Origin of the sequence: Paraburkholderia sp. EB58 (assembly GCF_050436665.1) — a bacterium.
Lineage (GTDB): Bacteria > Pseudomonadota > Gammaproteobacteria > Burkholderiales > Burkholderiaceae > Paraburkholderia.
In genome coordinates this window covers 115,127-138,354 of the sequence record NZ_JBNDMQ010000007.1, presented here as the reverse complement: position 1 = coordinate 138,354, position 23,228 = coordinate 115,127, and the positions used below count along the sequence as shown (strand labels likewise).

Below are 23,228 nucleotides of genomic sequence, written 5' to 3'. Positions count from 1 at the left end.
ATTCGAGATGAGGCAGATAAAGGTTGGCATGGTCTTGTTTCCAGGCTTTCAGCTGCTCGATATTGCCGGACCCAAGGACGCATTCGGCGAGGTGAAGGTGCTAAGCCGGGGGCAGTCCGAATATGAAATGCTCACCATCGGAACAACTCGCGGTAGCGTGCGCTCATCCAGTGGCCTGACGGTTGTTCCGGATAGAACCATCTTCGATACCTGTCCGGATTTCGATACGGTGGTTGTTCCCGGTGGTCTTGGCATCTTCGAAGCATTCGACGATCCCGCCTTGAGCGAGTGGCTCAAAGCCCAACATAAGACGGCGCGCCGGGTTGCGGCAATCTGCAATGGATTGTTTGCGCTAGGCGCAGCCGGGTTGCTCGACAACAAGGTTGTGACCACACACTGGATGGATGTACCGCGACTCGCGTCCACCTTTCCGCGTGCAAAGATTGAGCCGGATAATATTTTTGTTAAAGACGGGAAGATATACACGACGGCCGGCGTGACGGCGGGAATCGATCTGTCTTTGGCGATGATCGAGGATGATTTCGGACGGGCGATGGCGCTGGATGTCGCGAAGTATCTGATTGTCTATTTGCGCAGAGCAGGAGGGCAGTCCCAATTCAGTCCTTTGCTTGAGTCACAAGCCGCCCCCGGATCGCAAACCGCCGTGCTGCAGCAATATATGCTGGACAACCTCGACGCTGATCATACTGTGGCTTCGCTAGCCGGGCGCATCCACATGAGCGAGCGCAACCTCGCGCGGACCTTTACGAAGGAATGCGGCGTCACGCCAATGACGTTCCTCAATAATGCACGTATCGATGCAGCTCGACGATATCTGGAAGGATCGGATCTCTCGTTGCGCGACATCGCACTTCGATGCGGCTTCGATGGTACCGATGGCTTCCGCCGGACGTTTTTCCGTCGGCTGCAAATTAATCCGTCTGACTATCGAGATCGGTTCAGGTCGCAGGGCGGCAACCATGAAGTGGAAGATCCGCGCTCGAACTCTGTCGAGTCGGTCCGACGCATCCCCTCAAACCCCCACACCCAGCAGGCTTGATTTATTGAATGGATAGTCATAATATCAACTTCCATGACCCAGGCCGCCACACTGAAGAAGACCCGCACCACGAGCGCCCGAGGGCGCCCGCGTGAGTTCGACACCGCCACGGTGCTCGAGCACGCAAGTGAGGTATTCTGGCGCCACGGCTATCACGCCACGTCGATCGACGACCTCTGCAAGGCAACCGGCCTATTGCGCGGCAGCCTGTACGGCGTGTTCGGCGACAAGCACGGCATCATGCTGGCCGCCCTTGATCATTACGCGGACGGTTCGATTGCCCGGCTCGCCGAGCGTCTGAACGCGCCACTGCCTCCCATGGAGGCGCTGCGCAGCGCCATCCTGCATTACGCCAAGGCAGCATCCGGGCTGGCGACTCGGCGCAGTTGCCTGATTACCAATACCACGCTGGAAATGCAGGCGGACGACGACGCGCTGCGCGAGCGCATCGCCTCGATCCAGCGCCGCATGGCCACGCTGCTTGCAGCCGCGGTGATCCGCGGCCAGGCGAGCGGGGCATTCAGTTCGACGCTCGACGAAAAAGCGGTCAGCAATTTTCTGCTGTGCATTATTCAGGGGCTGCGCGTACTCGGCCGGGTAGCACATGAGGAACGCGAGTTGACCGCCATCGTGGATGTCGCGATGCGTGCCCTCGTGTAATTTTTTTGCCTAATTATTGAACGAATGGTCATGAATAGCGAATGCGTCAAATCCTCGCCGGCGGCCTTCGCCGTTCCCGGACGGGCCGTGGGTGGCGCCGCGGGCTCCGCTTGCTCGGCCGGGGCGCCGCCGCGTTTCGAGCGTCAGGGGCTTGCGCTCGCCGTGCTGTTCGTCGGGGCGTTTCTCGCGCCGCTCGATTACTTCATCGTCAATCTCGCGCTGCCGGCTATTCACACCGGGCTGGGCGCCGCGGACGCGCAGTTGCAGCTGATCGTCTCGGCCTACGCATCTGCGTACGCCGTGCTGCTGATCACCGGCGGGCGCCTCGGCGACCTGTACGGACGCCGCCGCATGTTTATGACCGGCATGGCCGGTTTCGTGATCTCGTCGGCACTCTGTGGTCTGGCGCCGAACGGACACGTGCTGGTGCTCGCCCGGATCGTGCAAGGCATCGCAGCGGCGGTAATGGCGCCGCAGGTGCTGGCGACGGTTCGTGCGGTCGTGCCGCTTTCCCAGCAGACCCGGGTCATGAGCTTCTACGGCTTCGTGTTCGGGCTCTCGTCGATCGTCGGACAACTCGGCGGCGGCGCGTTGATCACGTACCGGCCGTTCGGCCTCGACTGGCGCATCATTTTCCTGATCAACATTCCGGTCGGCATCCTGGCGTTCATCGGCACCTGGAAGTTCGTGCCGGAAAACCAGCCGGCCGTGCGTGCAGGTATCGATCTGAAGGGCGTGGGTCTGCTTTCGCTGTTGCTGCTGCTCATCATCTATCCGATGACCCACGGCCGTGAAGCCGGCTGGCCGGCCTGGACGTTTGCGATGTTCGCCTTGAGCGTGCCGGTGTTTGCGCTCTTCATCGCAACCGAGCGGCGTGTCGAGCGCCTCGGCGGCCACCCGCTCGTCGATCTGCAACTCTTCCGCAATCCGGCATTTGCGCTTGGCCTCGTGCTCGCGTTCCTGTTCTATTGCAACAGCGCCTTCTTCCTGACCTACGGCATCTTCCTGCAGACCGGTTTGCACTGGACGCCGCTGGCCTCGGGCGTCGCGATCATGCCGTTTGCGATTGGCTTCGTGGTGGGACCGCTGACCTCGCCCGCGGTGGTGCGGCGCATCGGCGGACATGTACTGACGCTTGGTTTTTCGATGATGACGGTGGGCTTCACGCTGACCGGCTGGTCGGCCACCCAAGCCCCCGCGCCGGATCTGCTGTTCTACTGCGGGCTGGTGTGCGCGGGCGTCGGTCAAGGCCTGCTGCTGCCGTCGATCATGCGGATCATCCTCACGGAAGTCGCGCCCGAGAAGGCAGGCTTGGCGTCGGGCGTCGCCTCGTCGACCTTGCAGATCGGTTCGGCGTTCGGCACGGCCGCCATCAGCGGCGCGTTCTTCGGCGTGCTGGGCGGACGAGCGACGCCCCATGCCTACGCCCATGCCTTCCAGTACAGCCTCGGTATCAATGCGCTATTGATGCTGACGTGCATTGGCCTGAGCGTTCTGCTGGTGCGCCATCAGCAGGTCGCGCTGCGCCGCGCCGGGTAATCTGTGCAATACCCTGACCGATTCCGGGTATTGCACTGCACCGTATTAATGCAGCCGGCTTCGCGGTCCGAGAAATTCATGGGTGATTGGGTCGTTTATGGATGGTTCCGACAATAATTGATCTGATTAAACGAAATGATTCAAAACGATTTCAATGTCTGACAAATTATCCCGGCATCTTTTACGTTGGCATATTAGGACTCACGTAAATTGTTCCCCGTCGCGCGTCTGAAGACGCGCCCGCAACCCCTGTAGGCTAGGGGTTTGGCCGTATGAGCATTGTTTCGCTCAGCGAGCCGATGACCGCATTCTGATTCCCCGCTGTATGAAAACGGTATCAATAAAAATCACTTGCAGACCGTAAATTCGATTGTTAATCTTGGCAAACTTTTTAAATCTTTCGCCAGCCACCTGTCTGAGACAATGGGTTAAAAACTCCAACGCTTTCATCCCGGGGATTGATATGTTGACCGCTACCCTCGATGCTTTCGATACACCGTCAATCGCGCCGCTCAATGTCGGCGATGTGGTCACGCTCAAGTCGGGCGGCCCGCGCATGACGGTCACCTATGTCGGGCCCGTCGCGCTGACTGCGGGTGACTGGGTGGTTTGCCAATGGTTCGACGAGTACGGCGAACTGCGCCAGGAGATGTTCGAGCAGGAGCAAGTCCGGCTCGAACCGCGCTCCATCCCGCCGGGTTCGGTGCATCTGGGCCGTTTCACCCGCGTGGCCCATTCGGGCTGATACGCGCCGGTTCACTGATTCGTAATCTCACGCCCTTGGGGGCGCGTGTACGGCTTTGGCCATTTCTGTGGTCGAGGTCCAGCCGAGTCCCGCGTAAAGCGGGCGCCCCATCTGCGTGGCGTGCAGAATCGCATACGGCAAGCCTCGCTCGCTAAACGCCGCCTCCGCCCGATCCATCAGCATGCGCGCAATACCGCGTTGCCGGTGGCTCGGTTCCACATAGACATTCAGCACGTAGCCGCGCCGGTCCTGTTCCGGATGCAGCGGATGCGGTGGCCAGTCGATTTCCATCAAGCCGATGCCGGCCACCGGCGTGTCGCCGTCGAGCGTGATAAAGCCGAAATACGTGCCGTCGACGAGGCGTGGCTGCAGCCAGGTACGAAAGGCGGGCGTCATCCGATCGAGCACCGCTGGTTCGCGTCCGGCCTCGCGGAACATCTCGTAGCGATGGCGGCAAATCAGCTCGAGGTCATCGGCAACCAGCGCCCGCGTGTGCAGCATGCTCACCGCCTCGCTTCGGTGGCCATGCGTACCGCCAGGCCCGCGAGCACGGTGCCCATCAGCCAGCGCTGAACCAGGATCCATGCGGGGCGCCTTGCGAGGAACACCGCAATAGAACCGGCCATGAGCGCGACAATCGAATTGACCGTCAGGCTAAACGCAATCTGCACCGAGCCGAGCACCAGCGACTGCTCCAACACATGGCCGTGTTGCGGTTCGATGAACTGCGGCAACAGCGACAGATACAGCACCGCGATTTTCGGGTTCAGCAGGTTGGTGACGAATCCCATCGCAAACAGCTTGCGTGGGCTGTCGGCCGGCAGGTCGCGCACCTGAAACGGCGAACGGCCGCCCGGTTTGACCGCTTGCCACGCGAGCCACAGCATATACAGCGCGCCGCCGAAGCGCAGCGCGTCATACGCAAACGGCACGGCGAGCAGCAGGGCGGTGATGCCGAGCGCGGCGCTCAACATATAGAAGACGAAGCCGAGCGCCACGCCGCCTAGCGAAATCAGACCCGCGGTGCGGCCCTGGCAGATCGAGCGCGAAACGAGGTAGAGCATGTTCGGGCCGGGCGTGAGCGCCATCCCGAGCGAGACGAGACCAAAGGTGAGCAGCTTCGCGAGTTCAGGCATGGCAGGGCTCCTTGGAGATTGATGCGGCTGATGTAGCTGAGGCAGCCGAGGCAACAATACCCAGGCGCGCGGCGGTTCGCGAGATTGGTGTCGCGGTCCGCGTTTCCCGATGGTGGCCCATCTTCAAGCGCCAGTTGCGCGGACCGGACGATTATTCCATGCGTGACGCGGAGCGGGCAAATCGGACTGCACGCGGGCGGCTCCTGCGCCGGTGGTCCCCGGTCGGAGTCTCAGCGGTCGCTCTTGTTCCGCGTTGCGCGGTTTTGTACGCGCTGGACCAGCATCACGGAAAAATTGCGCATCCTGACGACGCGCCGCGTTTGCTCCACTTCGACGGCGACGTCCTTCGGCGGGTTCGGCTGCAGCGCCCAATAGAGCGCCGCGAGCCAGCCGAAGCCGGTCCAGCCGAGGCATGCGTTGAACAGCGCGAGCGTCAGCAGGTCATGGCGTTTGCGCCGGTCGGCGAGGATGGCCGGCAGGAAGTACAGCCCCAGTGCGATGACTGCGGCGACGGCTTGAATGACCGTGCTGGTTCCCATCGCGGTTCTCCAAGCGTAGTTGGAACCTTTCAATTGTCGCGCGAATGGGAGATTTGCGCAGCGCGCCGTCCGTTTTAGCGTGAATCGACCCGGTCAAGACGAGGCGCAGTCGCAGTCCATCGGCGCCATCATGCTGCAGCGCCGCGAGACGGCATGGCCGAACGGGGGACTTCAGGCCGGCACCGTAGAGGTCTATCATGTGCGTTTTGACCGACCGACCGGACAGCCAACATGATTTCCGACGACACCCAGCAGACGAGGCAGATCAATCACGACACGCTCCGCGAATTTGTGGACCGCAAGTGGAACGACGAGATCGTGCCGGCGCTGACCGACTATATCGCCGTGCCCGCCAAGAGCCCTGGCTTCGACGCGGACTGGGCCAAGCACGGCTTTATCGACCGCGTGGTGACGGACGCCGCGCAGTGGGCGGAGCAACAGCCGGTCAAGGGCCTCAAGCTGGAAGTGATCCGCCTGCCGGGCCGCACGCCGGTCATCTTCTTCGAGACGCCGGCCACGCGCTCGGGCAGCGCCGAGACCATCCTCCTCTACGGTCACCTCGACAAGCAGCCTGAATTCGACGGCTGGCGCAACGACCTCGGCCCGTGGACCCCAAAACTCGAAGACGGCAAGTTGTACGGCCGCGGCGGCGCGGATGACGGCTATGCCATCTACGCGAGCCTCACCGCACTCGCCGCGCTCGACGCGCAAGGTGTGGAGCGTCCGCGCTGCGTTGGCCTCATTGAAACCTGCGAGGAGTCGGGCAGCTACGATCTGCTGCCGTATGTCGACGCGCTGCGCGAGCGCCTTGGCAAAGTGGGGCTGGTGGTATGCCTCGATTCGGGTGCCGGCAATTACGATCAGCTGTGGCTGACCACGTCGCTGCGCGGGCTGGTCGCTGGCGACCTCGAAGTCCATGTGCTCGACGAAGGCATTCACTCGGGCGGCTACGGCGGCATCACGCCGTCGAGCTTCCGCATCATGCGGCAACTGTTTGATCGTCTTGAAGACGCATCGAACGGCAACCTGCTGCCGAAGGGTTTCCATTCTCCGATTCCGGCCGATCGTTTGCGTGAAGCGGAGGCCACCGCCCACATTCTGGGTGACGACGTCTGGAAGAAGATCCCGTGGGCGTGCGGTCAGGATGGCCGCCAGGTGCTGCCCACCACTACTGATCCGAAAGAGGCGCTGCTTAATTCGACGTGGCGTCCGTCGCTGTCGGTGACGGGGGCCGCCGGGTTACCGGCCCTCGCCGACGCGGGCAATGTGCTGCGCCCGCGCACCGCATTCAAGCTGTCGTTGCGCTTGCCGCCGCTTCTCGATGCGGTCAAAGCGGTCGCGGAACTGAAGGCGTTGCTCGAGTTCGATCCGCCGTACAACGCCAAGGTCACCTTCAGGCCGGACGCCGGCGCGGCCACCGGCTGGAGCGCTCCGGAGCTTGCACCGTGGCTCGCGACGGCCCTCAATGACGCGTCACGCCAGCATTACGGCGCGGATTGCGCGTACATGGGGCAGGGCGGCACGATCCCGCTGATGAACGTGCTCAAGGAAGGCTTCCCGCACTCGCAATTCATGGTGTGCGGCGTGCTCGGACCGAAGTCGAACGCGCACGGCCCGAACGAGTTCCTGCATGTGCCGTATGGCAAGAAGCTGACGGCGGCGGTTGCCGATGTGATTGCCGCTGCGCCTTGAGGGTTTTGAGCGTCTTATGACCGATCCCCGCCCTGCCTACCCGTCTCCGCTCAGAATTCCGTCCGAAACGTTGCACGACTATGTGCGGGCAATCTGGGAGCAAGCCGGCAGTGCGCCGCGTGAAGCCGAACTGGTTGCCGACCATCTGCTGGCCGCGAATCTCACCGGTCACGATTCGCATGGCGTGGGGATGATTCCGCGTTACGTGGCCTCGTTGCGCGATGACGAACTTAAGCTCAACCTGCACGCACAAGTGGCGCGCGACGCAGGCGCGGTTCTGACCATCGACGGCGGCAAAGGCTTCGGCCAGGTGGTTGCCTATGAGGCGATGGAGCACGGCATCGAGCGCGCGAAACGCCTCGGCATCTGCGCGGTGGGCCTGCGCGGCGCGCATCATATTGGCCGCATCGGTCACTGGGCCGAGCAATGCGCGCATGCCGGGCTCGTCTCGTTTCACTTCGTAAACGTGGCGGGCGATCCGCTCGTTGCGCCGTTCGGCGGGACCGACCGCCGCATCGGCACCAATCCGTTCTGCGCCGCTTTTCCGCGCAGCGGCAAGCCGCCGCTGGTGCTCGACTTCGCTACCAGCGCCGTGGCATTCGGCAAGGTCCGGGTCGCGTATAACCAGGGCAAGCAGGTTCCGCCCGGTGCGTTGATCGATCACGAAGGGCAGGCCACGATCGAGCCGAAGGCGATGATCGAGGAGCCCGCCGGGTCGCTGCTGCCATTTGGCGGCCACAAGGGCTTCGGACTGGCGGCAATGTGCGAGATCTTCGGCGGTGCATTGTCCGGCGGCTTCACGACTCATGCGGATACGCTGGGTACCAACCACGCCATCATCAACTGCATGCTGTCGGTGATCATCAATCCTGTCGCCTTCGATGCGCCGAACGCCGAGGCTGAGGCCGATGCATTTGTCGAGTGGGTGAAGGCCTCGCCACTTGCCGCGGGTACTGAACGCATCCAGGCGCCTGGCGAACCCGAGCGCGCGACGCGGGCAGAGCGCGAGGCTCAGGGCGTGCCCATTGACCCGGCCACCTGGCAGCAGATCCACGATGCAGCGCTTGCAGTCGGCATGCCGGCGGTGCAAGTCGAGCGCTGGTTCCGGCATCTGCAATAACAACGACCTGCCTGCGGAATTAGAGTTGGGGCTGCCCGTTCGTTGTGGGCGCCACCACCCGCCAATGATGTCGGTTAGCCAATCGGGCCCGTCGCGCATGCTGCGACGGCAACGAATTGGCGGCCCGTCCCTCCATCAATCAGCGTACCCCTGCTGCCACCTCTCCTCGCCATACCCCCGCATCCCAATCACCGCTCCAAAATAACCTCAAGCAGTATTTTCGATTGCATTGCCTGGCAGTAAATAATTACCGTCTGCTTCAACATCGGCAATAAATTCCGTATTCGAGCACACATCGACCTGCCGATGGGCTTTGACACGTCAATTTCGGTGCGCTTTTTCACGGGGCAATCGTTTGCATATTTCGGACTGCTCCCGTTTCAAACTTCCTCGGTCACCCCCATGCCACGGGCTTGCAAGGACAACTTGTGTTCGTCCGTTAGGCAGGCCGCTCCCAGCTGATTGATGTCTGCTTTAGGCTCGTCCTGCATCACCGCCGTTTAACTTTAAAGGACCGATACAAAATGAACCTTCATAATCATCACGCCTGCCGTCCGTTCCTCGAAGCTGGTAATTTGTCTCAGATTTCCGCTTACTACGAGGAGGGGCGCAACGTCATGTGGATGATGTTGCGCGCGCAACCGCGTCCCTGCTTTAACCTCGAGTTGGTGCACGATATTCTTGGCCTCGCCCAGGCCGCACGCGATTCCGGCCTGCCGATCGATTTCTGGGTGACAGGCTCGTTGATCCCGTCGATCTACAACGTCGGCGGCGATCTCGACTTCTTTGCTGATACGATCCGCTCCGGCCGGCGTCAGGCATTGATGTCGTATGCCCGGGCCTGTGTCGATTGCGTGCATGCCGCCGCCCGCGGTTTCGATACGGGCGCCATCTCGATTGCCATGGTGGAGGGGACCGCACTGGGGGGCGGTTTCGAAGCCGCGCTTGCGCATCATTTCCTGCTCGCGCAGAACGACGCCCGCATGGGTTTTCCGGAGATCGCGTTCAACCTGTTCCCAGGCATGGGCGGCTATTCGCTGGTCGCGCGCAAGGCCGGTATGCGCCTCGCGGAAGAGCTGATCGGCGTCGGCGAGTCGCATACGGCGGAGTGGTATGCGGGCAAGGGGCTCGTCGATCAGTTGTTCGAGCCGGGCGAGGCCTATGTGGCGACGCGGACCTTTATCGACACGTTGCGCCCGAAAATGAACGGCATCCGCGCCATGTTGCGGGCGCGCCAGAGGGTTCTGCAGCTCTCGCGTGCCGAGTTGATGGAGATTACCGAGGACTGGGTGGAAGCCGCCTTCACGATCGATGAGAAGGATCTGGCCTTCATGGAGCGGCTGGTCATGTTGCAGAACCGCCGCACCTCGACGATGCGGCAGACTAGCGCCAGCATAGCCTGAGCCGGGCGCGGAAGCTCAGGCGATCAACCTGAGCTTCTGCCTGTCACGCAGCCATTGTTCGAACACCGCGGCCGGCATTGGCTGGCCGTACAGAAAGCCCTGTACATAGTCCACGCCGAGCCCCTTCATGAAGGCTTCTTCTGCTTCCGTTTCGATCCCTTCGGCGACCACCTTGAAATTCAGCTCCTGAGCTACCGCGACCATCGAGCGCACCAGCGCCTGGGCCTTGGAGTTCTCGTTGATCGAGCGCACGAAGCTGCGATCGAGCTTGATGACATCGAGCGGAATCCGTCCGAGTTGCGACAGCGACGAATAGCCGGTGCCGAAGTCATCCAGGTGAACCTGGGCGCCGAGTTGGCGGAATTGCGTAATCAGCTGGATTGCGGCGGCTTCGTCTTCGATCAGGCAGCTTTCGGTGAGTTCGAGGTCGATGAGGCATGTCTCGAGTCCCGCTTTTTGAAGCGCTTCGGCGAAATGCCGGACCACCGCGGTATCCACCAGTTGACGCGCCGAGACGTTGATCGCCACGCGCAGATTGAGGCCGTCGGCCTTCCAGCGGGCGGCCTGCACGGCCGCCGTCTGCATGACCCAGCGGCCGAGGTGTCCGATCAGGCCTGATTCTTCGGCATAGCGAATGAATTCGGTGGGCATGACCTGCCCGCGCTCCGGCGAATTCCAGCGTATCAGTGCTTCGACGCCCTGCACCGCACCGGTTGAAAGCGACAGCTTCGGCTGATAGAAGAGCGTGAACTGGCCTTCGTCGATGCCGCGGCGCAGGTTGGTGTCGAGCCACATATACTCGGCCACCTTGCGGTCCATCTCCTGCGAGAACACCCGGTAGGTCCGCTTGCCTTCGTCCTTGGCGACGTACATCGCGGTATCCGCCGAGCGGATCAGCGATTCGAGGCTGTCGCCATGCTCCGGGCACAGCGCGATGCCGATCGAACAGCCCGTGTAGACCTCGACGAGCCCGAGGCTGAACGGCGTACGCATGCGTTCCAGAATGCGCTGCGCGATGGCTTCCAGCGAGTCGAGGGTGGCGGTTGCGGCCAGCACGATAAACTCGTCGCCGCCCAGCCGCGCCAGCGTATCGCCTTCGTTCAGGCAAGTGCTGATGGCCGCCGAGACGTCGGTGATCAGCCGGTCGCCGAACACATGACCGTAGTGGTCGTTGACCTTCTTGAAGTTGTCGAGGTCGAGGAACAGGACGCCGACCGACTCGTCGACAGCCGCGCTCGCAATGGCGGCGCGGATCTTGTCCTGAATCGCGTTGCGATTGGCGAGGCCGGTCAGGGAGTCGGTATTGGCCAGTTCGGTGAGACGCTCCTGCGCGCGGCGTTCCTCGGTGATGTCCGTGCCCGAGCAGATCAGAAACTGCTCATCGATGCCGCTGCCGCTCTGCACGAACTTGTTGCGAAACAGGAAGAGCCGCTCGCCGTGAACGGTCTTCACGAGCCGCTCGACTTCGTACGAGACTCCGCGGTTGAAGAAGCCGGAAATGTTCTGGCTTGACGCCGCACCCGCTTCGGATGACATGAACAGCGCCCAGACACTGCGGCCGACGATGTCTTCCTCTTTCATGCCGGTGAGTTCTTCGGCGAGCCGGTTGAAGCGCTGGATGCGGCCGTTGCGATCGACGATCACGACTACTGAGTTGACTTCCGACACCACCTGCTCGGCAAACGACAGGCCGTGGACCAGGTCGCGCGCCACCGATTCGGTGTCTTCGTAGGCCGAGGCAGTGCCAGCCCAGAGATTGCTGCTTAGCTTCTTGCCGACCAGATGCAGCCGCAGCGGCTCGCCGAACAGGCGCACGTCGAGAATCAGATGGGCGGTGATACCCGTGAGGCGGCGGATCTTCGCCGCCTGCTGCGGGTTGAGGGGGATGGCGGCATTGGCCGGCATGTCGCCCGTTACCGGAGTCAGCTCCAGCGCGTTGCTGTCTTTGGACAGACGCCAGCAAGGGCTGCTTGTGCCGAACTGGGCATAGAGCACCTGGTCGTGTTGGTCGTCGTTCATAGGTTTCCCGGGCAGGGCGCGCTTGCGGGCCGACAGCTTGAACAGCCGGCTGACGGGTGGCAAATAGTCTACATCAGATGAAAGTCGGACTTCATTGTATCCAGGCAGCGTTCACTCGCGGTCATAAACCTTTAACGGCAACGGCCCTTTGATCTTTAGACAGGGTCGCTTAGACGGCGTCGCGCCTCAATAACGGCGCGCCAGCCGGGTGCGCATTTGCTCCCGTGTTTCGTTGTCGGCATTCGTCAGATAAATAAACTCACCCGCCACCAGAGCGGCGACCGCCACGCCGTCCCGATACAGCAGCCGATTACCTGCCACCGCCGGCACCTTGTCGCCCGGCAGCAGGGTGCCGACCAGGTTCAGCGGATCGGTGCCCGCAACGCAGACAAAGGCGCCGTCGTTGGCATGGCGGCGCACTTCGCGCAGCAGCGGGATGGCCTCCGGCAGCGCGAACTGCTCGCCCGCCAGTCCGTTAATAAAGCGTCCGCCACGCACCTGACCACGCGCTTCGAGGCGCTGCAGGACGCGCAACAGATCGCGCCACGGCGGCAGCCATTCGGCTTCGCGTGCAAGCAGTCGCCAGCACACTACGCCATAGCGGCGCAACAAGGTCATCACCAGGTGTTCGAGTACCTCGGGCGCAAGCAGCGGCGCACGACCTGCCGGCGGCACCGGGCTCGCGTCTTCGCTTGCCGCAACCGCACTGCGCCGCCTGACCAGCGCCCATCGGCCGGCGTCGTCCATGCCGCCGATCAGTACGCCGCCGCGTCGCCGCCGGCTGTTGTGATGCGCCTGGCGCTTCGCGACGGGTTTCAGCAACGCGCGCAAGCCGGCGAAACTGTCGGAGTTCACGAGCCCCGCAGCCACCAGTTCGCCCAGCGCATTCTCCAGTTCTATACCGAGGAGCCGCGTATCGCCTAGCAGTTCGTCGAAGAACATGGCGCCGTGTTGCGTGAGCGCGTCAAAAACGCTTTGTGCGCGTGGCGACAATCTGGGTGCTTCGCCTTGATCGATCAACGCGCTCCATAGGCCAATGTCACGGCGCGGCAATAAGACGATGGGTGTGCTGCGCACCGGCGCGGCAGCAGTGTGGGCGCGTTCGGTCAAGCGCGTCCACACCAGTTTGCCGGACCGACACAGTTCGTCCAGCGAAGTAATTGAATAATCCTTGAGCCGGGCCGGCAAGATGTCTTCCTCCCAGGCCGCCGCTGCCGCCTCGAAACCCGCCATCTGGTCGAGCACGGCTGCGAGGGCGTCGCGTCCTTCGCCGCGCGTACCGGGTGTCAAGTGTTGCCACTCGAACAGGAAGCGCATGAAATCGTGCCGCTCGACCGGTTCGATTTCCCGCCGCAAGCGTCGCACGGTATAGCGGTGAATCCGCGCCAGCAGGTGGCGTTCGCACCATTCCTCGGTAGGCGCGCCTGGCGTGAAGCGGCCGCGCATCACGTAGCCTTGTGCTTCGAGCGCCGTCAACGCGCGCTCCACAGCGGCAGCCGGCAGAGCGAGTGCATCGGCAATGGCCGCCGCCGGCAGCGGACCGAATCCCGTGAGCCGGGCACGGATAACGTCGACGAGCGTTTCGTCGTCGCTCCATGGTTCGGTAAAACCTTTGGGGGCGACGATGGGTGGCTCGAACGAGGCATCCGGGTAGATCGCACGCAGGCACGTCAGGCGTTCGGCCGGAAGCCAGAGGGCGGCGCCGCCTGCGCTGCGCAGCCGGGTGGCGCGGCCCGCCTGGGCGAGCGCCGCCAGCCACGCCGGCCAGTCGGGATTGTGTTGCGCCTCGGTCTCGCTGATGCATGCAAGACCGGTCAGAGCTTCGTGCATCTCATCGAGGCTGCGCGGCTGCGGCCAGGCTTCCTCGCACACGCCGGCAATTGCGTCCGCGTCGAGCGCGCCGAGGTCGTCCGACGAGGCGGGATCGGACCAGCGCCGGTTCAGCACGGCTTGGGTGCGGCGCTCTTCGATCGGCGCGTCGTCGAGATAGGCGTAGGGCTTGGCGGTCAGAATCTCGGCGGCGAGCGGCGATGGCGCCGGCAACTCGCGCGTCACCAGTTTCACCTCGCCCTGCTCGATTCGGCGCAGCAGGCTCAGCCACCCTTCGGTGTCCATAGCTTCGTGCAGGCAGTCGTCGACGGTCTGATCGACGAGCGGATGATGCGGCAGTTCACGCTCGCCGACGATGTTCTCGAGGCATGCCGCCTGATCGGGAAACACCGCTGCCAGCAGATCCTCGCTACGCATCCGCTGCAGTTGAGGTGCCGTTTTGCGGCCGCCGCTGTAGCGCGGTAGCGCAAGCGAGGTGGTCGCGTTCCAGCGCCAGCGCACACCGAAGAGGGGCGCGTCGAGCAGCGCCTGGATCAGCAGATGCTCGGCGGTATTCGAGTGCAGGTAGCGCCACACCTCATCGAGCGCGAAGCTATGGCTGCCGGTCAGCGAGAGGATGATGGCGTCTTCCGTTGCGGCGGCCTGCAATTCGAAATTGAAGGTGCGGCAAAAGCGCTTGCGTAGCGCAAGGCCCCACGCTCGATTGACGCGGCTGCCGAACGGCGCGTGAATCACGAGTTGCGTGCCGCCCGATTCGTCGAAGAAGCGCTCCATCACCAGGGTGTTTTGCGTCGGCAGCGCGCTCAGGGCGGCGCGGGCGCGCGCGAGGTATTCGACAATCTGACGCGCGGCAGCTTCGTCAAGACCGAGCGTTGAGGTCAGCCAATGGATGGCCCGTTCGAGCCTTGGCGCGTTCGTGGGGGCCGGGGCAAGGGACGCAGCGGTGGCGGCGAGCGGGGTTTTAAGCTCCGACGCCAAGACCGGGGGAGCGTTGATGACCGACTCGCCCTGGTCGGCATCGGGCGCGGCGGACGCATCGACGACGGCAAGCGCTCGCTCGCGGCGTGCCGCGCGCCGTGGGGTAGCGCTGGCTCGAGACACTCGTGATTCACTTTCCAATGTCGTGGCTGTCGTGGTTGCCACGACCCCATCGTCCTCGAGCAACTGATCGATCTGCGCCCGCAGGCGCGCGACACCCAACGACAGTTCATCGCTGCGCCCTGGCGCCTCGCCCAGCCAGAACGGAATATTGGGCGGCTGCCCTTGCGCATCTTCCACCCGCACGCGGCCCGCTTCGACGCGCTGGATGCGGTACGACGCATTGCCAAGCTGAAAGACATCGCCCGCCAGACTCTCGACGGCGAAGTCCTCGTTGACCGTGCCGATATTCACCGCCTGCGGTTCGAGGATCACCGCGTAGTCCGCGTTCTCGGGAATCGTGCCGCCCGAGGTCACCGCCACCAGCTTGCCGCCGCGCCTGCCGCGCAGCGTGCCGCTGACCGCGTCGCGATGCAGATACGCGCCGCGCGGGCCGTGACGGCTGGTATAGCCTTCGGCAAGCATGCGCAGCACGGCGTCGTACTGATCGCGCTCCAGCTCGGCGTAGGGGGCGGCGCGCCGCATCAGGTCGAACAGGGCATCCTCGCTCCACTCGGCGCTCGAAACCTCTGCGACGATCTGCTGGGCCAGCACGTCGAGCGGCGCGCGCGGTATCTGCAGCGCGTCGAGCTCGCCGCGCCGCACGCAATCGAGCAAGGCGGCGCATTCGATCAGGTCGTCACGCGAGTTGGGGAATAGACGCCCCTTCGGCATGCCGCCCACGTGATGCCCGGAGCGCCCGACGCGCTGCAAAAACGGAGCAATCGCGCGTGGCGAGCCCAACTGGCAGACCAGATCCACATCGCCGATATCAATGCCCAGCTCCAGCGAGGCGGTGGCGATCAGCACGCTTAGCTCGCCGCGCTTGAGGCGCTGCTCGGCGTCGAAGCGGTGTTCCTTGGCGAGGCTGCCATGGTGCGCCGCGACCGCTTCCTTGCCGAGGCGCTCGGTGAGATGACGCGCGGCCCGCTCGGCCATGCGCCGCGTGTTGACGAAAATTAGTGTGGTGCGATGCTGGGCGATCAGTTCGGCGAGCCGGTTATAGACCAGCTCCCAGACTTCGTTGGGCATCACCGCTTCGAGCGGCACTGGCGGAATCTCCAGCGCGAGGTCGCGTTCGCGCACATGACCAACGTCGACGATCGCGCAGTCAACAGGCGCTTCGCTCGTGACGCTTGCGCCGCCCACCAGAAAACGTGCCACGGCCTCGATAGGCTTTTGCGTGGCGGACAGGCCGATGCGCGGCAGGTGCCGGCCGCAGAGCGCGTCGAGGCGTTCGAGACTAAGCGCGAGGTGACTGCCGCGCTTGCTGCCTGCAAGCGCATGAATTTCGTCGACGATCACGGTGCGCGTGGTGGCCAGCATGCGGCGGCCCGAGTCCGAGCCGAGCAATACATACAGCGACTCCGGCGTCGTCACGAGAATATGCGGCGCGCGTTTCTTCAGCGCGTTGCGCTCCTGCTGCGTGGTGTCGCCCGTGCGTACAGCGGTGCGGATGTCGAGCGGCGGCAGGCCGCGCTGCGCGAGTTCGGCGGCGATACCTTCCAGCGGCACTTGCAGGTTGAGACGGATGTCGTTGGAGAGTGCCTTGAGCGGCGACACGTAGACCACGAGCGTTTCGTCCGGCAGCCCGCCGCCGTTGGCGAGGCCTTGCTGAACGAGGTCGTCGAGCGCGGATAGAAACGCGGTCAGCGTCTTGCCGGAGCCGGTCGGTGCGGCGACCAGGGTCGAGCGGCCGCTGCGGATGAGTGGCCATGCGGCGGTCTGGGCGTCGGTGGGCGCCGGAAACGTTTTCAGGAACCAGCTGGCGACCGCCGGATGAAAGTCATCCAGCACGCCGCTCGAGGAAGAGGCGGAAGTCATGCTGCCGTAGATGGGGGCGCGACGGACCATATCCAGAGGGGCGACGCGTGACGCGCCGGATGAGGAGTCAGAGTCCAGTCTCGCAGGTTTTTGCGCGGCGCGCCACGTGGATCACCACGGCGCAAGCGGCAGATTTTGCGGGCTTTCCCACTGCGATGAGTAGCTATTGCCGGGCCCGCGTAAGCGATACCGAGCACCTTAACCCGCGGCAACTTCAACCTTGGCAGCCCGGCTGCTGGATTTCTTCCTGTGCAGTATTCTCATTGGATTCCTCACCCAGCCGGAGAGCCTCACGATGCGTTATAACCAGCTAGGCCGAACGGGCCTGTTTGTTTCTGAACTTTGTCTTGGCACAATGACCTTCGGCGGCGGCGAAGGCATCTGGCGGCAGATCGGCGATCTGCAGCAGGCGGATGCGGAGCGTCTCGTTGGCCGCGCGATCGATGCCGGCATCAACTTCATCGACACCGCCGATGTCTACTCGCAAGGCCTGTCCGAGCAGATCACCGGCCTCGCGCTGAAAAACCTCAAGGTGCCGCGCGACCACGTGGTGGTCGCCACCAAGGTCTTTGGCGCGACGGCGGAATCCGCCAACACGCGCGGTGCCTCGCGCTATCACATCATGGACGGGATCAAGGCGAGCCTTAAACGCCTGCAACTCGATCACATTGACCTGTACCAGATTCATGGCTTCGATCCCGCCACGCCGATCGAAGAAACGGTGCGCGCGCTCGATACGCTGGTTCAGCACGGCCACGTCCGCTATGTTGGGGTCTCGAACTGGGCCGCGTGGCAGATCGTCAAGGCACTCGGTATCGCCGAGCGGCACGGCCTCGCGCGCTTCGAAACGTTGCAGGCGTATTACACGCTCGCGGGCCGCGACCTCGAGCGCGAACTGGTGCCGATGCTCCAGAGCGAAGGGCTCGGGCTGATGGTGTGGAGTCCGCTGGCAGGCGGGCTGCTGAGCGGCAAGTACAGCCGCGAGCAGCAGGGCGAGAGCGGCAGCCGCCGCACCACGTTTGATTTCCCGCCGGTGAACCGCGAGCGCGCCTACGACTGTATCGATGTCATGCGCGGCATCGCCGAGGCGAAAGGCGTGTCGGTGGCGCAAATCGCGCTGTCATGGCTGCTGCATCAGCGCGAGGTGACGACGGTGATTGTCGGCGCGAAGAAAGTCGAACAGCTCGACGACAATATCGCCGCCACCAAGGTGGAACTGAGCGCGGATGAGCTGGCGAAGCTCGACGCGGTCAGCGCGTTGCCTTCCGAGTATCCGGGCTGGATGCTGGAGCGTCAGTGTGAGCCGCGCCGGAACCAGCTGGAGCAGAGCCGTCATCGTTCAGTGAAGTAAGGCCGCTGCGATGGCCTGAGAGGGGAGGCGCCGGCGGCGCGAAGCCGCCGCCGCGCCGACCGCTGCTCCTTGACTTCCCAGGCGTGGAAGTCACAGCGTCGACGCTGCAGAGTTACTGTGCTAACCCGCCGACCGACGGGCCAAGCCGGGGTGTTTAGGCGGGCTACGTCTTGCCGAACCAGCGCTGCTCGATCACGTGAATCAGCGCGCAGATCATCAACGCGCACACCGTCCCTAGCGTGACCTGGCCCAGGCGCTCCAGCGCGACTTCCCATGCCGGTCCCATGCGTGGCACCAGCAACACGATCGTGGCGGTAATGCCGCCAAGGCGCGCCGCGCTGCCGATATTTGCGCCCCAGCAGATGATGATCGCGACCGCGACCGTCACCATATAGGCAAGGAAATGCTCGCCGCCGAGCACGGCGCCGGCGAGTCCGCATATGCCGCCGACCATCGCACCAATGAACTGGTCAAACGACAGTTTGCGCGTGTCGACATAGCTGTGCTGACTGACCGCGATGGCGGTGATCGCGGACCAGAACGGCTGCTCGGCGTGGAGGTGGCTAGCGAGCAGAAAGGCAATGCTGGCGCCCGCGACCGCCTGCAGCGCCATGACACAGCCTTCAATCAGGCGGTCAGGTAGCGGCAGCGATTTCAGGAATGCGAACAGCGAATTCGCGGCGCTCATCCGCTCAGCGCGGCGGGCTTGGGAGGATTCCGTCATGGTGTCGATGGGGGGCGTTTTCACGTGGTGATGCACTGAAGGGAACCCCATATTCTATCGACTTGCGTGGGAGCACGGCGGGTACAGGGTGCGCCAGCGCGCCTTGCCTTCAAGGCTGCGGATGACGTCCGTGGTGATACCAGTTCATCAACGGCGTCGCCGAGACTCCGTGCACCACGACCGAGCCTGTCACGACCGCGAGCGCGAGCGGCAGCAGCGGCAGAATCGTCGCTGCGGGGCCCTTCTCGAGTGCATAGGCGAGGTAGTAAAACGAACCAATGCCGCGAATACCGAACCAGCTCATCAGGCGGCGTTGCGCGTGCGACGCCTGCGAGCCGAGCAACGACAGTTCGACCGCGGCCGGCCTGATCAGCAGGAACAGCACCACGATCAGCGCGGCACTTGACCACGTGAAAAACGGTACGTGCAGGTTCGCCAGCACGTTGCCGATCATCGTCATGATGACGACTTCGGCGATTCGCTCGAGCTCGATCGTGAAGCCCAGCACTGACTCGGCCATATACGCGTGGGCCTTGTCCGGATCCGCGGCTGTCGCGGTTACGTCTTCCGAATCGACGGTGCCGATCGTGCTGCGCGGCGAGCGCTCGCCGCTTGCTTTGTGTTCGACGCGCCGCATGGCGACGCCGGCCGCGAATACCGCGAGGAAGCCGTAGGTGTGGGCGATTTGTGCGCAGCCGAACGACAGTTCGATGAGGCCCAACGCAAAGAAGCCCTCAAGGCCGAGTGCCTGCGCATGACGCGTGCGCAGCCAGGTGACCGCGTGCGTCGTGGCCCAGCCCAGCAGGGCGCCAATCGCGACCCCGCCGGCTATGCCCCAGAGCACCCCGCCGACAGAACGCCACGTCAGGAACGTATCAGCGGAGGCGAGCGGCGCGGCGCACAGCGTGAGGCCTAGCATCGCAAAGGGCAGCGCGATGCCATCGTTCAGGCCGCCTTCGCCGGAAAGCGCGAAACGCAAGACGTCGCGATCGCCAGGATCGTGCACCTGGACATCGTGGGCGAGGACGGGATCGGTGGGGGCGAGAATCGCTGCCAGCAGCAGGGCCGGCCCCCAGGCGAGCCGCAATCCGTAGACGCCGAACAGCATCAGCAACGCGATCGTCAGCAACATGGCCGGCACGCCGAGTCGCAACGGCAGCCACCATAGCGCGTCGAACACCGGAACGCGCAAGCGCAAACCGATGGCGAACAGCGAGACCAGCAAGGCGATCTCCGTCACGATGCGCAGCAGATGCGCGTCGCCGGCGAGATCCAGATGCAACAGATTCAGACAGGCGGGACCGAGGGCGTAGCCGATCGCCAGATAGAACATGGCGGCGCTGACGGGCAGCCGCCGGAAGGTGGTCGCAGCGATGCCCATGAACACGAGCACGCCGCCGACAATCAGGAACCAGAGGGTTTCGGTATCGTGCATGGGCTGGCAAAGAGGCGCGGGCCGCTTCTACGGCGCGCGGCCGAAGGCGATGCGCAGCTTGCGCTTGGCCTGCTCCAGCGTGGCGCGGCGCGTTTTCGGCAGATTCCGGCCGGCGCGGTTGATATAGAAATTGAGCATCGACATGGCCGACTGGAACGGTGTGCCCTTACGGCGGCGGCTATGGGTGGAAGAGCGCTTCAGCGATTCGGCGATGGACTCCGCGCTACCGGTCTTGAAGATATCAGATTCGATGTCCATCGCGTCGCTGGTTTCCATGACATGGTGCGACCACCGGTTCGAACGCGTCGCCCGTTTGCCGCTGCTCGTTTTGGCGGCGTGGCTCGCATTGGCCCGGGCGTGACGCTGGCGTGGTGGTCGTCCTGACTTGCCACGCGCGACCGGGCGCTTCGGCTTTTTGCTCACCATGGCTTGCCTCGTTCGTAAATGAAGAGAAGCGCGCCGTCACCGACGCGCCATCGCAGATGTGTCTTTGCAGACGCGCCGCCGCAGAGGCGTCCTTACAACTTGACGCCGCCGGCTTCCGGAGCATCCGAACTGCCGGGAGGAATCGCGCCGACGCCGAGATCGTCACGCCCCCAGTACGGTTCGCTGCCGTAGTACTGGTGAACGGAGGTGGCCCAGGTTTGATCGGCCATCGACGGCCAGTGGTCCTTGTCGAAGCCGGGGGCGTTCTTGATGCGCTCCGACGACATGGCGAGCTGGAAGCACTTGCGCTCAGTATCGAGCGTCAGCGCATGCCAGGGGATCGCGAGCAGCTTGTCGCCGATGCCGAGGAAGCCGCCGCTCGACAGCACGGCGTACGCGATCCGTCCGGAGCGCACGTCGAGCATGATGTCCTTGACCTTGCCAACGTCGTCGCCGTCGCTGCTGAGAACCTTGTTGCCGTCGAGCGTAGCGGCCGCCATCACGTCCGGTCCCGGTCCTTCTGCTGTCTCGGTGCCTTTGCCGACGATCTTGGCCCCAGCGCCGGTGCGGGTTTGCGTTTCGTTGAGCATGCTCATGATGGGTCTCCCTTTGGATCGATGGATGCGTCCCGTGATTACAGCAATGGCTGTTCCTTCGGTGATGTGGCGCCTGAACGGCGGTGTCTGGATGCGAGCTTGCCGCGTGCGGCCTGGCCGCGGTATCTAACCCGCCCGATTCAGCGTTGCTCCGCGCAGAAAGACGCGTAAAAAGCGTCAGCACGATTGCAATTCTTGCGCGCTGCGGGCCTCAGGACCGGGCGTGTGGGACGATACGACGCCGTCGCAACGGTTTTGTAGCGGGTTTATTCAACCGCTTGCGAATTCGGCCCATTTCTTGCTGCATTGCACACGGCGGATAGCCAGCCAGTGCGCGCACACGCCGCGAACCCGCTTGAACAGGCCTGCGCTGCGCTCCGATAGGTCTCGGCGCCACTCGCGAGCCGTGGCAGTGGCGACATCCCAGTGAACTCCCAGCATCTTTATCGGAATCAGCATGACCGCGGACAGACTCAACTCGCGCGCCCCGCCGCGCCACGGCCCCGGGCCTGGTGAGGGTCGTGGCCCCGGCACTCCACCGCAGACCGGCGGCGCCGTGGCGCGCGAGCCAGAACCGCCGCAGGAGGCGAGCGCGTCGCAGTCCAGCGCGCAGCAGGTCAGCGGCCTGCAGATCCTGATCGCGCTACTGTTGGCTCCGCTCGCGTGGCTCGCCCAGGTGGGCATCGCGGAAATGGTTCTCGGCGGGCCTTGCACGGTGGGCGGCCCGCTGTTCGTTGTGCACGCCATGCCGTGGACGCCGGCCACCGTCGCCGTCGCGAGTCTCGTCTGTCTGGTCTTCGGCAGCGCAGGCGCCTTTGTGGCATGGCGCAACCTGTGGCGCACCGCGCGCATCCCATGGCGCTTTCCGTCGGCGCTGAGAGGCACACGTGCCGAGCGCGACTGGTTCCTGTCGCGGATCTGCGCGATGTCCAGCACCATGTTCATGCTCGGCCTTGTTGCGACCGATATCGCGATGCTGGTCATCGCGCCCTGCAGCCCTTGGTAGGCGCGCGGCACCTGATACCGTAGGGTGCCGGCCGGCGGTTCACGCCGTCGGGCAGCGATACATCAGGGGCGGGCGGCGACCTCGTCGAGGTGCAGTAGCAAATCGGCAGGATCTTCGTAGACGCGCAGGGCGCCGGCGCGCTCGAGTTCGTCCTGGCCGTAGCCGCCCGACAGCAGGCCGACGCCCAAGGCACGGCAGCGCTGCGCGGCGAGCATGTCCCAGATGCTGTCGCCGACCACGATGCTTTGTTCGATCGGCGCACCGAGGCGATGGGCCGCGGCAATGAACAGATCGGGGTCGGGCTTCGCATACTTTACGTCGTCGCGGGTCACGACCACCGCCTTCTCAGGATCTACCCCAAGCGCCGCGAGATTCACCGCGGCGGTTTCCATCCGGCCGCTCGTGGCGATGGCCCAGCGGGTGCCGCTCTCGGTCAGCGCGGCAAGCAGTTCGCGCGCGCCGGGTAGCGGCCGCACCTGGCTGCCCAGGCCCCGATAGGCCGCGGCGTGCGCCTGCCGCAACCGATCGATGAGCTCGGCGCTCATCTTGCTGTGAGTCTCGCGTAGCAACTGATCGGCAAACAGCCCACCGCTCATGCCGATCTTGCGATGAATGCGCCATACCGACAGTTCGATTCCCTCGTGATCCAGCGCCTGTTTCCACGCAAGGACGTGCTGATACACGCTGTCGACCAGCGTGCCGTCGAGGTCGAAAAGGAAGGCGGTTTCAATGCGCATGGTGTTCCTCCGGAAACGGGTGGTAGTAACGCGAAAAACTGGAAAGCGACGAATGGTTATGGTGCACCTTTGTGGCCGAGCGTGTGCGCGGAGTTTAGGACAGGGAGGAGAGTCGATGCTGCGCGAGCCGCCTTTCGCGGGGCTGCGTCGGGCGGCGCTTTCCGCCCATTGGGTGGAGACGCACGCGTAGTCCAACGCGCTGCGAAGCGCGCGCCGCCGGCCGCAGGCCTCGGTTGCAACCGGCGCGCT

At 64.0% G+C, this 23,228-nt stretch carries 19 protein-coding genes and 1 riboswitch; of the genes, 9 read left to right on the top strand and 10 right to left on the bottom strand.

The window, feature by feature from the left end; translation table 11 throughout:
• The first annotated feature begins 7 nt into the window (after window positions 1-7).
• The 4 genes from P3T40_RS12710 to P3T40_RS12695 all read left to right on the top strand — a co-directional run bounded on the left by P3T40_RS12710 (window position 8) and on the right by P3T40_RS12695 (window position 4,004).
• Entirely contained in the window at window positions 8-1,060 is a 1,053-nt protein-coding gene (locus tag P3T40_RS12710) for a GlxA family transcriptional regulator (RefSeq protein WP_429268044.1), read from the top strand.
• A gap of 33 nt (window positions 1,061-1,093) precedes the next feature.
• Entirely contained in the window at window positions 1,094-1,720 is a 627-nt protein-coding gene (locus P3T40_RS12705) for a TetR/AcrR family transcriptional regulator (RefSeq protein WP_429268043.1), read from the top strand.
• A 30-nt stretch (window positions 1,721-1,750) separates the two neighbouring features.
• The gene (locus tag P3T40_RS12700; RefSeq protein WP_429268042.1) at window positions 1,751-3,259 is read left to right on the top strand and encodes an MFS transporter; all 1,509 of its coding nucleotides are present in this window, start codon (window positions 1,751-1,753) and stop codon (window positions 3,257-3,259) included.
• A 463-nt stretch (window positions 3,260-3,722) separates the two neighbouring features.
• Window positions 3,723-4,004, top strand: coding sequence for a YodC family protein (locus P3T40_RS12695; protein ID WP_429268041.1), 282 nt, complete (start codon window positions 3,723-3,725; stop codon window positions 4,002-4,004).
• A 27-nt stretch (window positions 4,005-4,031) separates the two neighbouring features.
• Here the strand turns inward: P3T40_RS12695 and P3T40_RS12690 are convergent, their stop codons facing one another.
• The 3 genes from P3T40_RS12690 to P3T40_RS12680 form a co-directional block, all read right to left on the bottom strand.
• Window positions 4,032-4,505, bottom strand: a complete 474-nt coding sequence (locus P3T40_RS12690; RefSeq protein ID WP_429268040.1) for a GNAT family N-acetyltransferase — start codon at window positions 4,503-4,505, stop codon at window positions 4,032-4,034.
• Between the two features lie 2 nt (window positions 4,506-4,507).
• On the bottom strand, window positions 4,508-5,140 hold the full coding sequence (locus tag P3T40_RS12685; protein WP_429268039.1) for a LysE family translocator: 633 nt from the start codon (window positions 5,138-5,140) through the stop codon (window positions 4,508-4,510).
• A 51-nt stretch (window positions 5,141-5,191) separates the two neighbouring features.
• Window positions 5,192-5,288, bottom strand: a riboswitch (ZMP/ZTP riboswitch).
• Between the two features lie 82 nt (window positions 5,289-5,370).
• Complete coding sequence (locus P3T40_RS12680; RefSeq protein WP_429268038.1) at window positions 5,371-5,679, bottom strand: superinfection immunity protein; 309 nt, start codon at window positions 5,677-5,679, stop codon at window positions 5,371-5,373.
• Window positions 5,680-5,910: 231 nt separating this feature from the next.
• Here P3T40_RS12680 and P3T40_RS12675 point away from each other — a divergent pair, with 231 nt between their 5' ends.
• The 3 genes from P3T40_RS12675 (at window position 5,911) to P3T40_RS12665 (ending at window position 9,894) form a co-directional block, all read left to right on the top strand.
• Window positions 5,911-7,371 carry a M20 family metallopeptidase gene (locus P3T40_RS12675; RefSeq protein ID WP_429268037.1) on the top strand — a complete coding sequence of 487 codons (1,461 nt, stop codon included), beginning with the start codon at window positions 5,911-5,913 and terminating at the stop codon, window positions 7,369-7,371.
• 16 nt (window positions 7,372-7,387) lie between these two features.
• A complete protein-coding gene (locus P3T40_RS12670) occupies window positions 7,388-8,491 on the top strand; it encodes a malate/lactate/ureidoglycolate dehydrogenase (protein ID WP_429268036.1) in 1,104 nt (367 codons plus the stop codon).
• 524 nt (window positions 8,492-9,015) lie between these two features.
• On the top strand, window positions 9,016-9,894 hold the full coding sequence (locus P3T40_RS12665) for a crotonase/enoyl-CoA hydratase family protein (RefSeq protein ID WP_429268035.1): 879 nt from the start codon (window positions 9,016-9,018) through the stop codon (window positions 9,892-9,894).
• Window positions 9,895-9,909: 15 nt separating this feature from the next.
• Here P3T40_RS12665 and pdeR read toward each other — a convergent pair whose 3' ends face one another.
• Entirely contained in the window at window positions 9,910-11,913 is a 2,004-nt protein-coding gene (pdeR, locus tag P3T40_RS12660; RefSeq protein ID WP_429268034.1) for a cyclic di-GMP phosphodiesterase, read from the bottom strand.
• A 186-nt stretch (window positions 11,914-12,099) separates the two neighbouring features.
• Window positions 12,100-16,734 carry an Lhr family helicase gene (locus P3T40_RS12655; RefSeq protein WP_429268033.1) on the bottom strand — a complete coding sequence of 1,545 codons (4,635 nt, stop codon included), beginning with the start codon at window positions 16,732-16,734 and terminating at the stop codon, window positions 12,100-12,102.
• Between the two features lie 265 nt (window positions 16,735-16,999).
• On the opposite strand from P3T40_RS12655, the gene P3T40_RS12650 reads away from it, so the two are divergent.
• Complete coding sequence (locus P3T40_RS12650) at window positions 17,000-18,055, top strand: aldo/keto reductase (RefSeq protein WP_429268194.1); 1,056 nt, start codon at window positions 17,000-17,002, stop codon at window positions 18,053-18,055.
• Between the two features lie 163 nt (window positions 18,056-18,218).
• Here the strand turns inward: P3T40_RS12650 and P3T40_RS12645 are convergent, their stop codons facing one another.
• The 4 genes from P3T40_RS12645 to P3T40_RS12630 form a co-directional block, all read right to left on the bottom strand.
• Window positions 18,219-18,779, bottom strand: coding sequence for an FUSC family protein (locus tag P3T40_RS12645; protein ID WP_429268193.1), 561 nt, complete (start codon window positions 18,777-18,779; stop codon window positions 18,219-18,221).
• Window positions 18,780-18,888: 109 nt separating this feature from the next.
• Window positions 18,889-20,214, bottom strand: a complete 1,326-nt coding sequence (locus P3T40_RS12640; RefSeq protein ID WP_429268032.1) for a cation:proton antiporter — start codon at window positions 20,212-20,214, stop codon at window positions 18,889-18,891.
• A 27-nt stretch (window positions 20,215-20,241) separates the two neighbouring features.
• Entirely contained in the window at window positions 20,242-20,640 is a 399-nt protein-coding gene (locus tag P3T40_RS12635) for a DUF3175 domain-containing protein (protein ID WP_429268031.1), read from the bottom strand.
• A 92-nt stretch (window positions 20,641-20,732) separates the two neighbouring features.
• On the bottom strand, window positions 20,733-21,230 hold the full coding sequence (locus P3T40_RS12630) for a PRC-barrel domain-containing protein (protein ID WP_429268192.1): 498 nt from the start codon (window positions 21,228-21,230) through the stop codon (window positions 20,733-20,735).
• A 463-nt stretch (window positions 21,231-21,693) separates the two neighbouring features.
• Here P3T40_RS12630 and P3T40_RS12625 point away from each other — a divergent pair, with 463 nt between their 5' ends.
• The gene (locus P3T40_RS12625; protein ID WP_429268030.1) at window positions 21,694-22,242 is read left to right on the top strand and encodes a hypothetical protein; all 549 of its coding nucleotides are present in this window, start codon (window positions 21,694-21,696) and stop codon (window positions 22,240-22,242) included.
• Window positions 22,243-22,304: 62 nt separating this feature from the next.
• On the opposite strand, the gene P3T40_RS12620 is transcribed toward P3T40_RS12625, so the two are convergent.
• Window positions 22,305-22,979, bottom strand: a complete 675-nt coding sequence (locus P3T40_RS12620; protein ID WP_429268029.1) for an HAD family hydrolase — start codon at window positions 22,977-22,979, stop codon at window positions 22,305-22,307.
• Window positions 22,980-23,228 lie beyond the last annotated feature (249 nt).

Excerpts from the sequence above, each read along its gene's own strand:
- P3T40_RS12710 (WP_429268044.1), top strand. The coding sequence starts at position 8 with ATGAGGCAGATAAAGGTTGGCATGGTCTTGTTTCCAGGCTTTCAGCTG.
- P3T40_RS12705 (WP_429268043.1), top strand. The coding sequence starts at position 1,094 with ATGACCCAGGCCGCCACACTGAAGAAGACCCGCACCACGAGCGCCCGA.
- P3T40_RS12700 (WP_429268042.1), top strand. The coding sequence starts at position 1,751 with ATGAATAGCGAATGCGTCAAATCCTCGCCGGCGGCCTTCGCCGTTCCC.
- P3T40_RS12695 (WP_429268041.1), top strand. The coding sequence starts at position 3,723 with ATGTTGACCGCTACCCTCGATGCTTTCGATACACCGTCAATCGCGCCG.
- P3T40_RS12690 (WP_429268040.1), bottom strand. The coding sequence starts at position 4,505 with ATGCTGCACACGCGGGCGCTGGTTGCCGATGACCTCGAGCTGATTTGC.
- P3T40_RS12685 (WP_429268039.1), bottom strand. The coding sequence starts at position 5,140 with ATGCCTGAACTCGCGAAGCTGCTCACCTTTGGTCTCGTCTCGCTCGGG.
- P3T40_RS12680 (WP_429268038.1), bottom strand. The coding sequence starts at position 5,679 with ATGGGAACCAGCACGGTCATTCAAGCCGTCGCCGCAGTCATCGCACTG.
- P3T40_RS12675 (WP_429268037.1), top strand. The coding sequence starts at position 5,911 with ATGATTTCCGACGACACCCAGCAGACGAGGCAGATCAATCACGACACG.
- P3T40_RS12670 (WP_429268036.1), top strand. The coding sequence starts at position 7,388 with ATGACCGATCCCCGCCCTGCCTACCCGTCTCCGCTCAGAATTCCGTCC.
- P3T40_RS12665 (WP_429268035.1), top strand. The coding sequence starts at position 9,016 with ATGAACCTTCATAATCATCACGCCTGCCGTCCGTTCCTCGAAGCTGGT.
- pdeR (WP_429268034.1), bottom strand. The coding sequence starts at position 11,913 with ATGAACGACGACCAACACGACCAGGTGCTCTATGCCCAGTTCGGCACA.
- P3T40_RS12655 (WP_429268033.1), bottom strand. The coding sequence starts at position 16,734 with ATGGTCCGTCGCGCCCCCATCTACGGCAGCATGACTTCCGCCTCTTCC.
- P3T40_RS12650 (WP_429268194.1), top strand. The coding sequence starts at position 17,000 with ATGCGTTATAACCAGCTAGGCCGAACGGGCCTGTTTGTTTCTGAACTT.
- P3T40_RS12645 (WP_429268193.1), bottom strand. The coding sequence starts at position 18,779 with ATGACGGAATCCTCCCAAGCCCGCCGCGCTGAGCGGATGAGCGCCGCG.
- P3T40_RS12640 (WP_429268032.1), bottom strand. The coding sequence starts at position 20,214 with ATGCACGATACCGAAACCCTCTGGTTCCTGATTGTCGGCGGCGTGCTC.
- P3T40_RS12635 (WP_429268031.1), bottom strand. The coding sequence starts at position 20,640 with ATGGTGAGCAAAAAGCCGAAGCGCCCGGTCGCGCGTGGCAAGTCAGGA.
- P3T40_RS12630 (WP_429268192.1), bottom strand. The coding sequence starts at position 21,230 with ATGCTCAACGAAACGCAAACCCGCACCGGCGCTGGGGCCAAGATCGTC.
- P3T40_RS12625 (WP_429268030.1), top strand. The coding sequence starts at position 21,694 with ATGACCGCGGACAGACTCAACTCGCGCGCCCCGCCGCGCCACGGCCCC.
- P3T40_RS12620 (WP_429268029.1), bottom strand. The coding sequence starts at position 22,979 with ATGCGCATTGAAACCGCCTTCCTTTTCGACCTCGACGGCACGCTGGTC.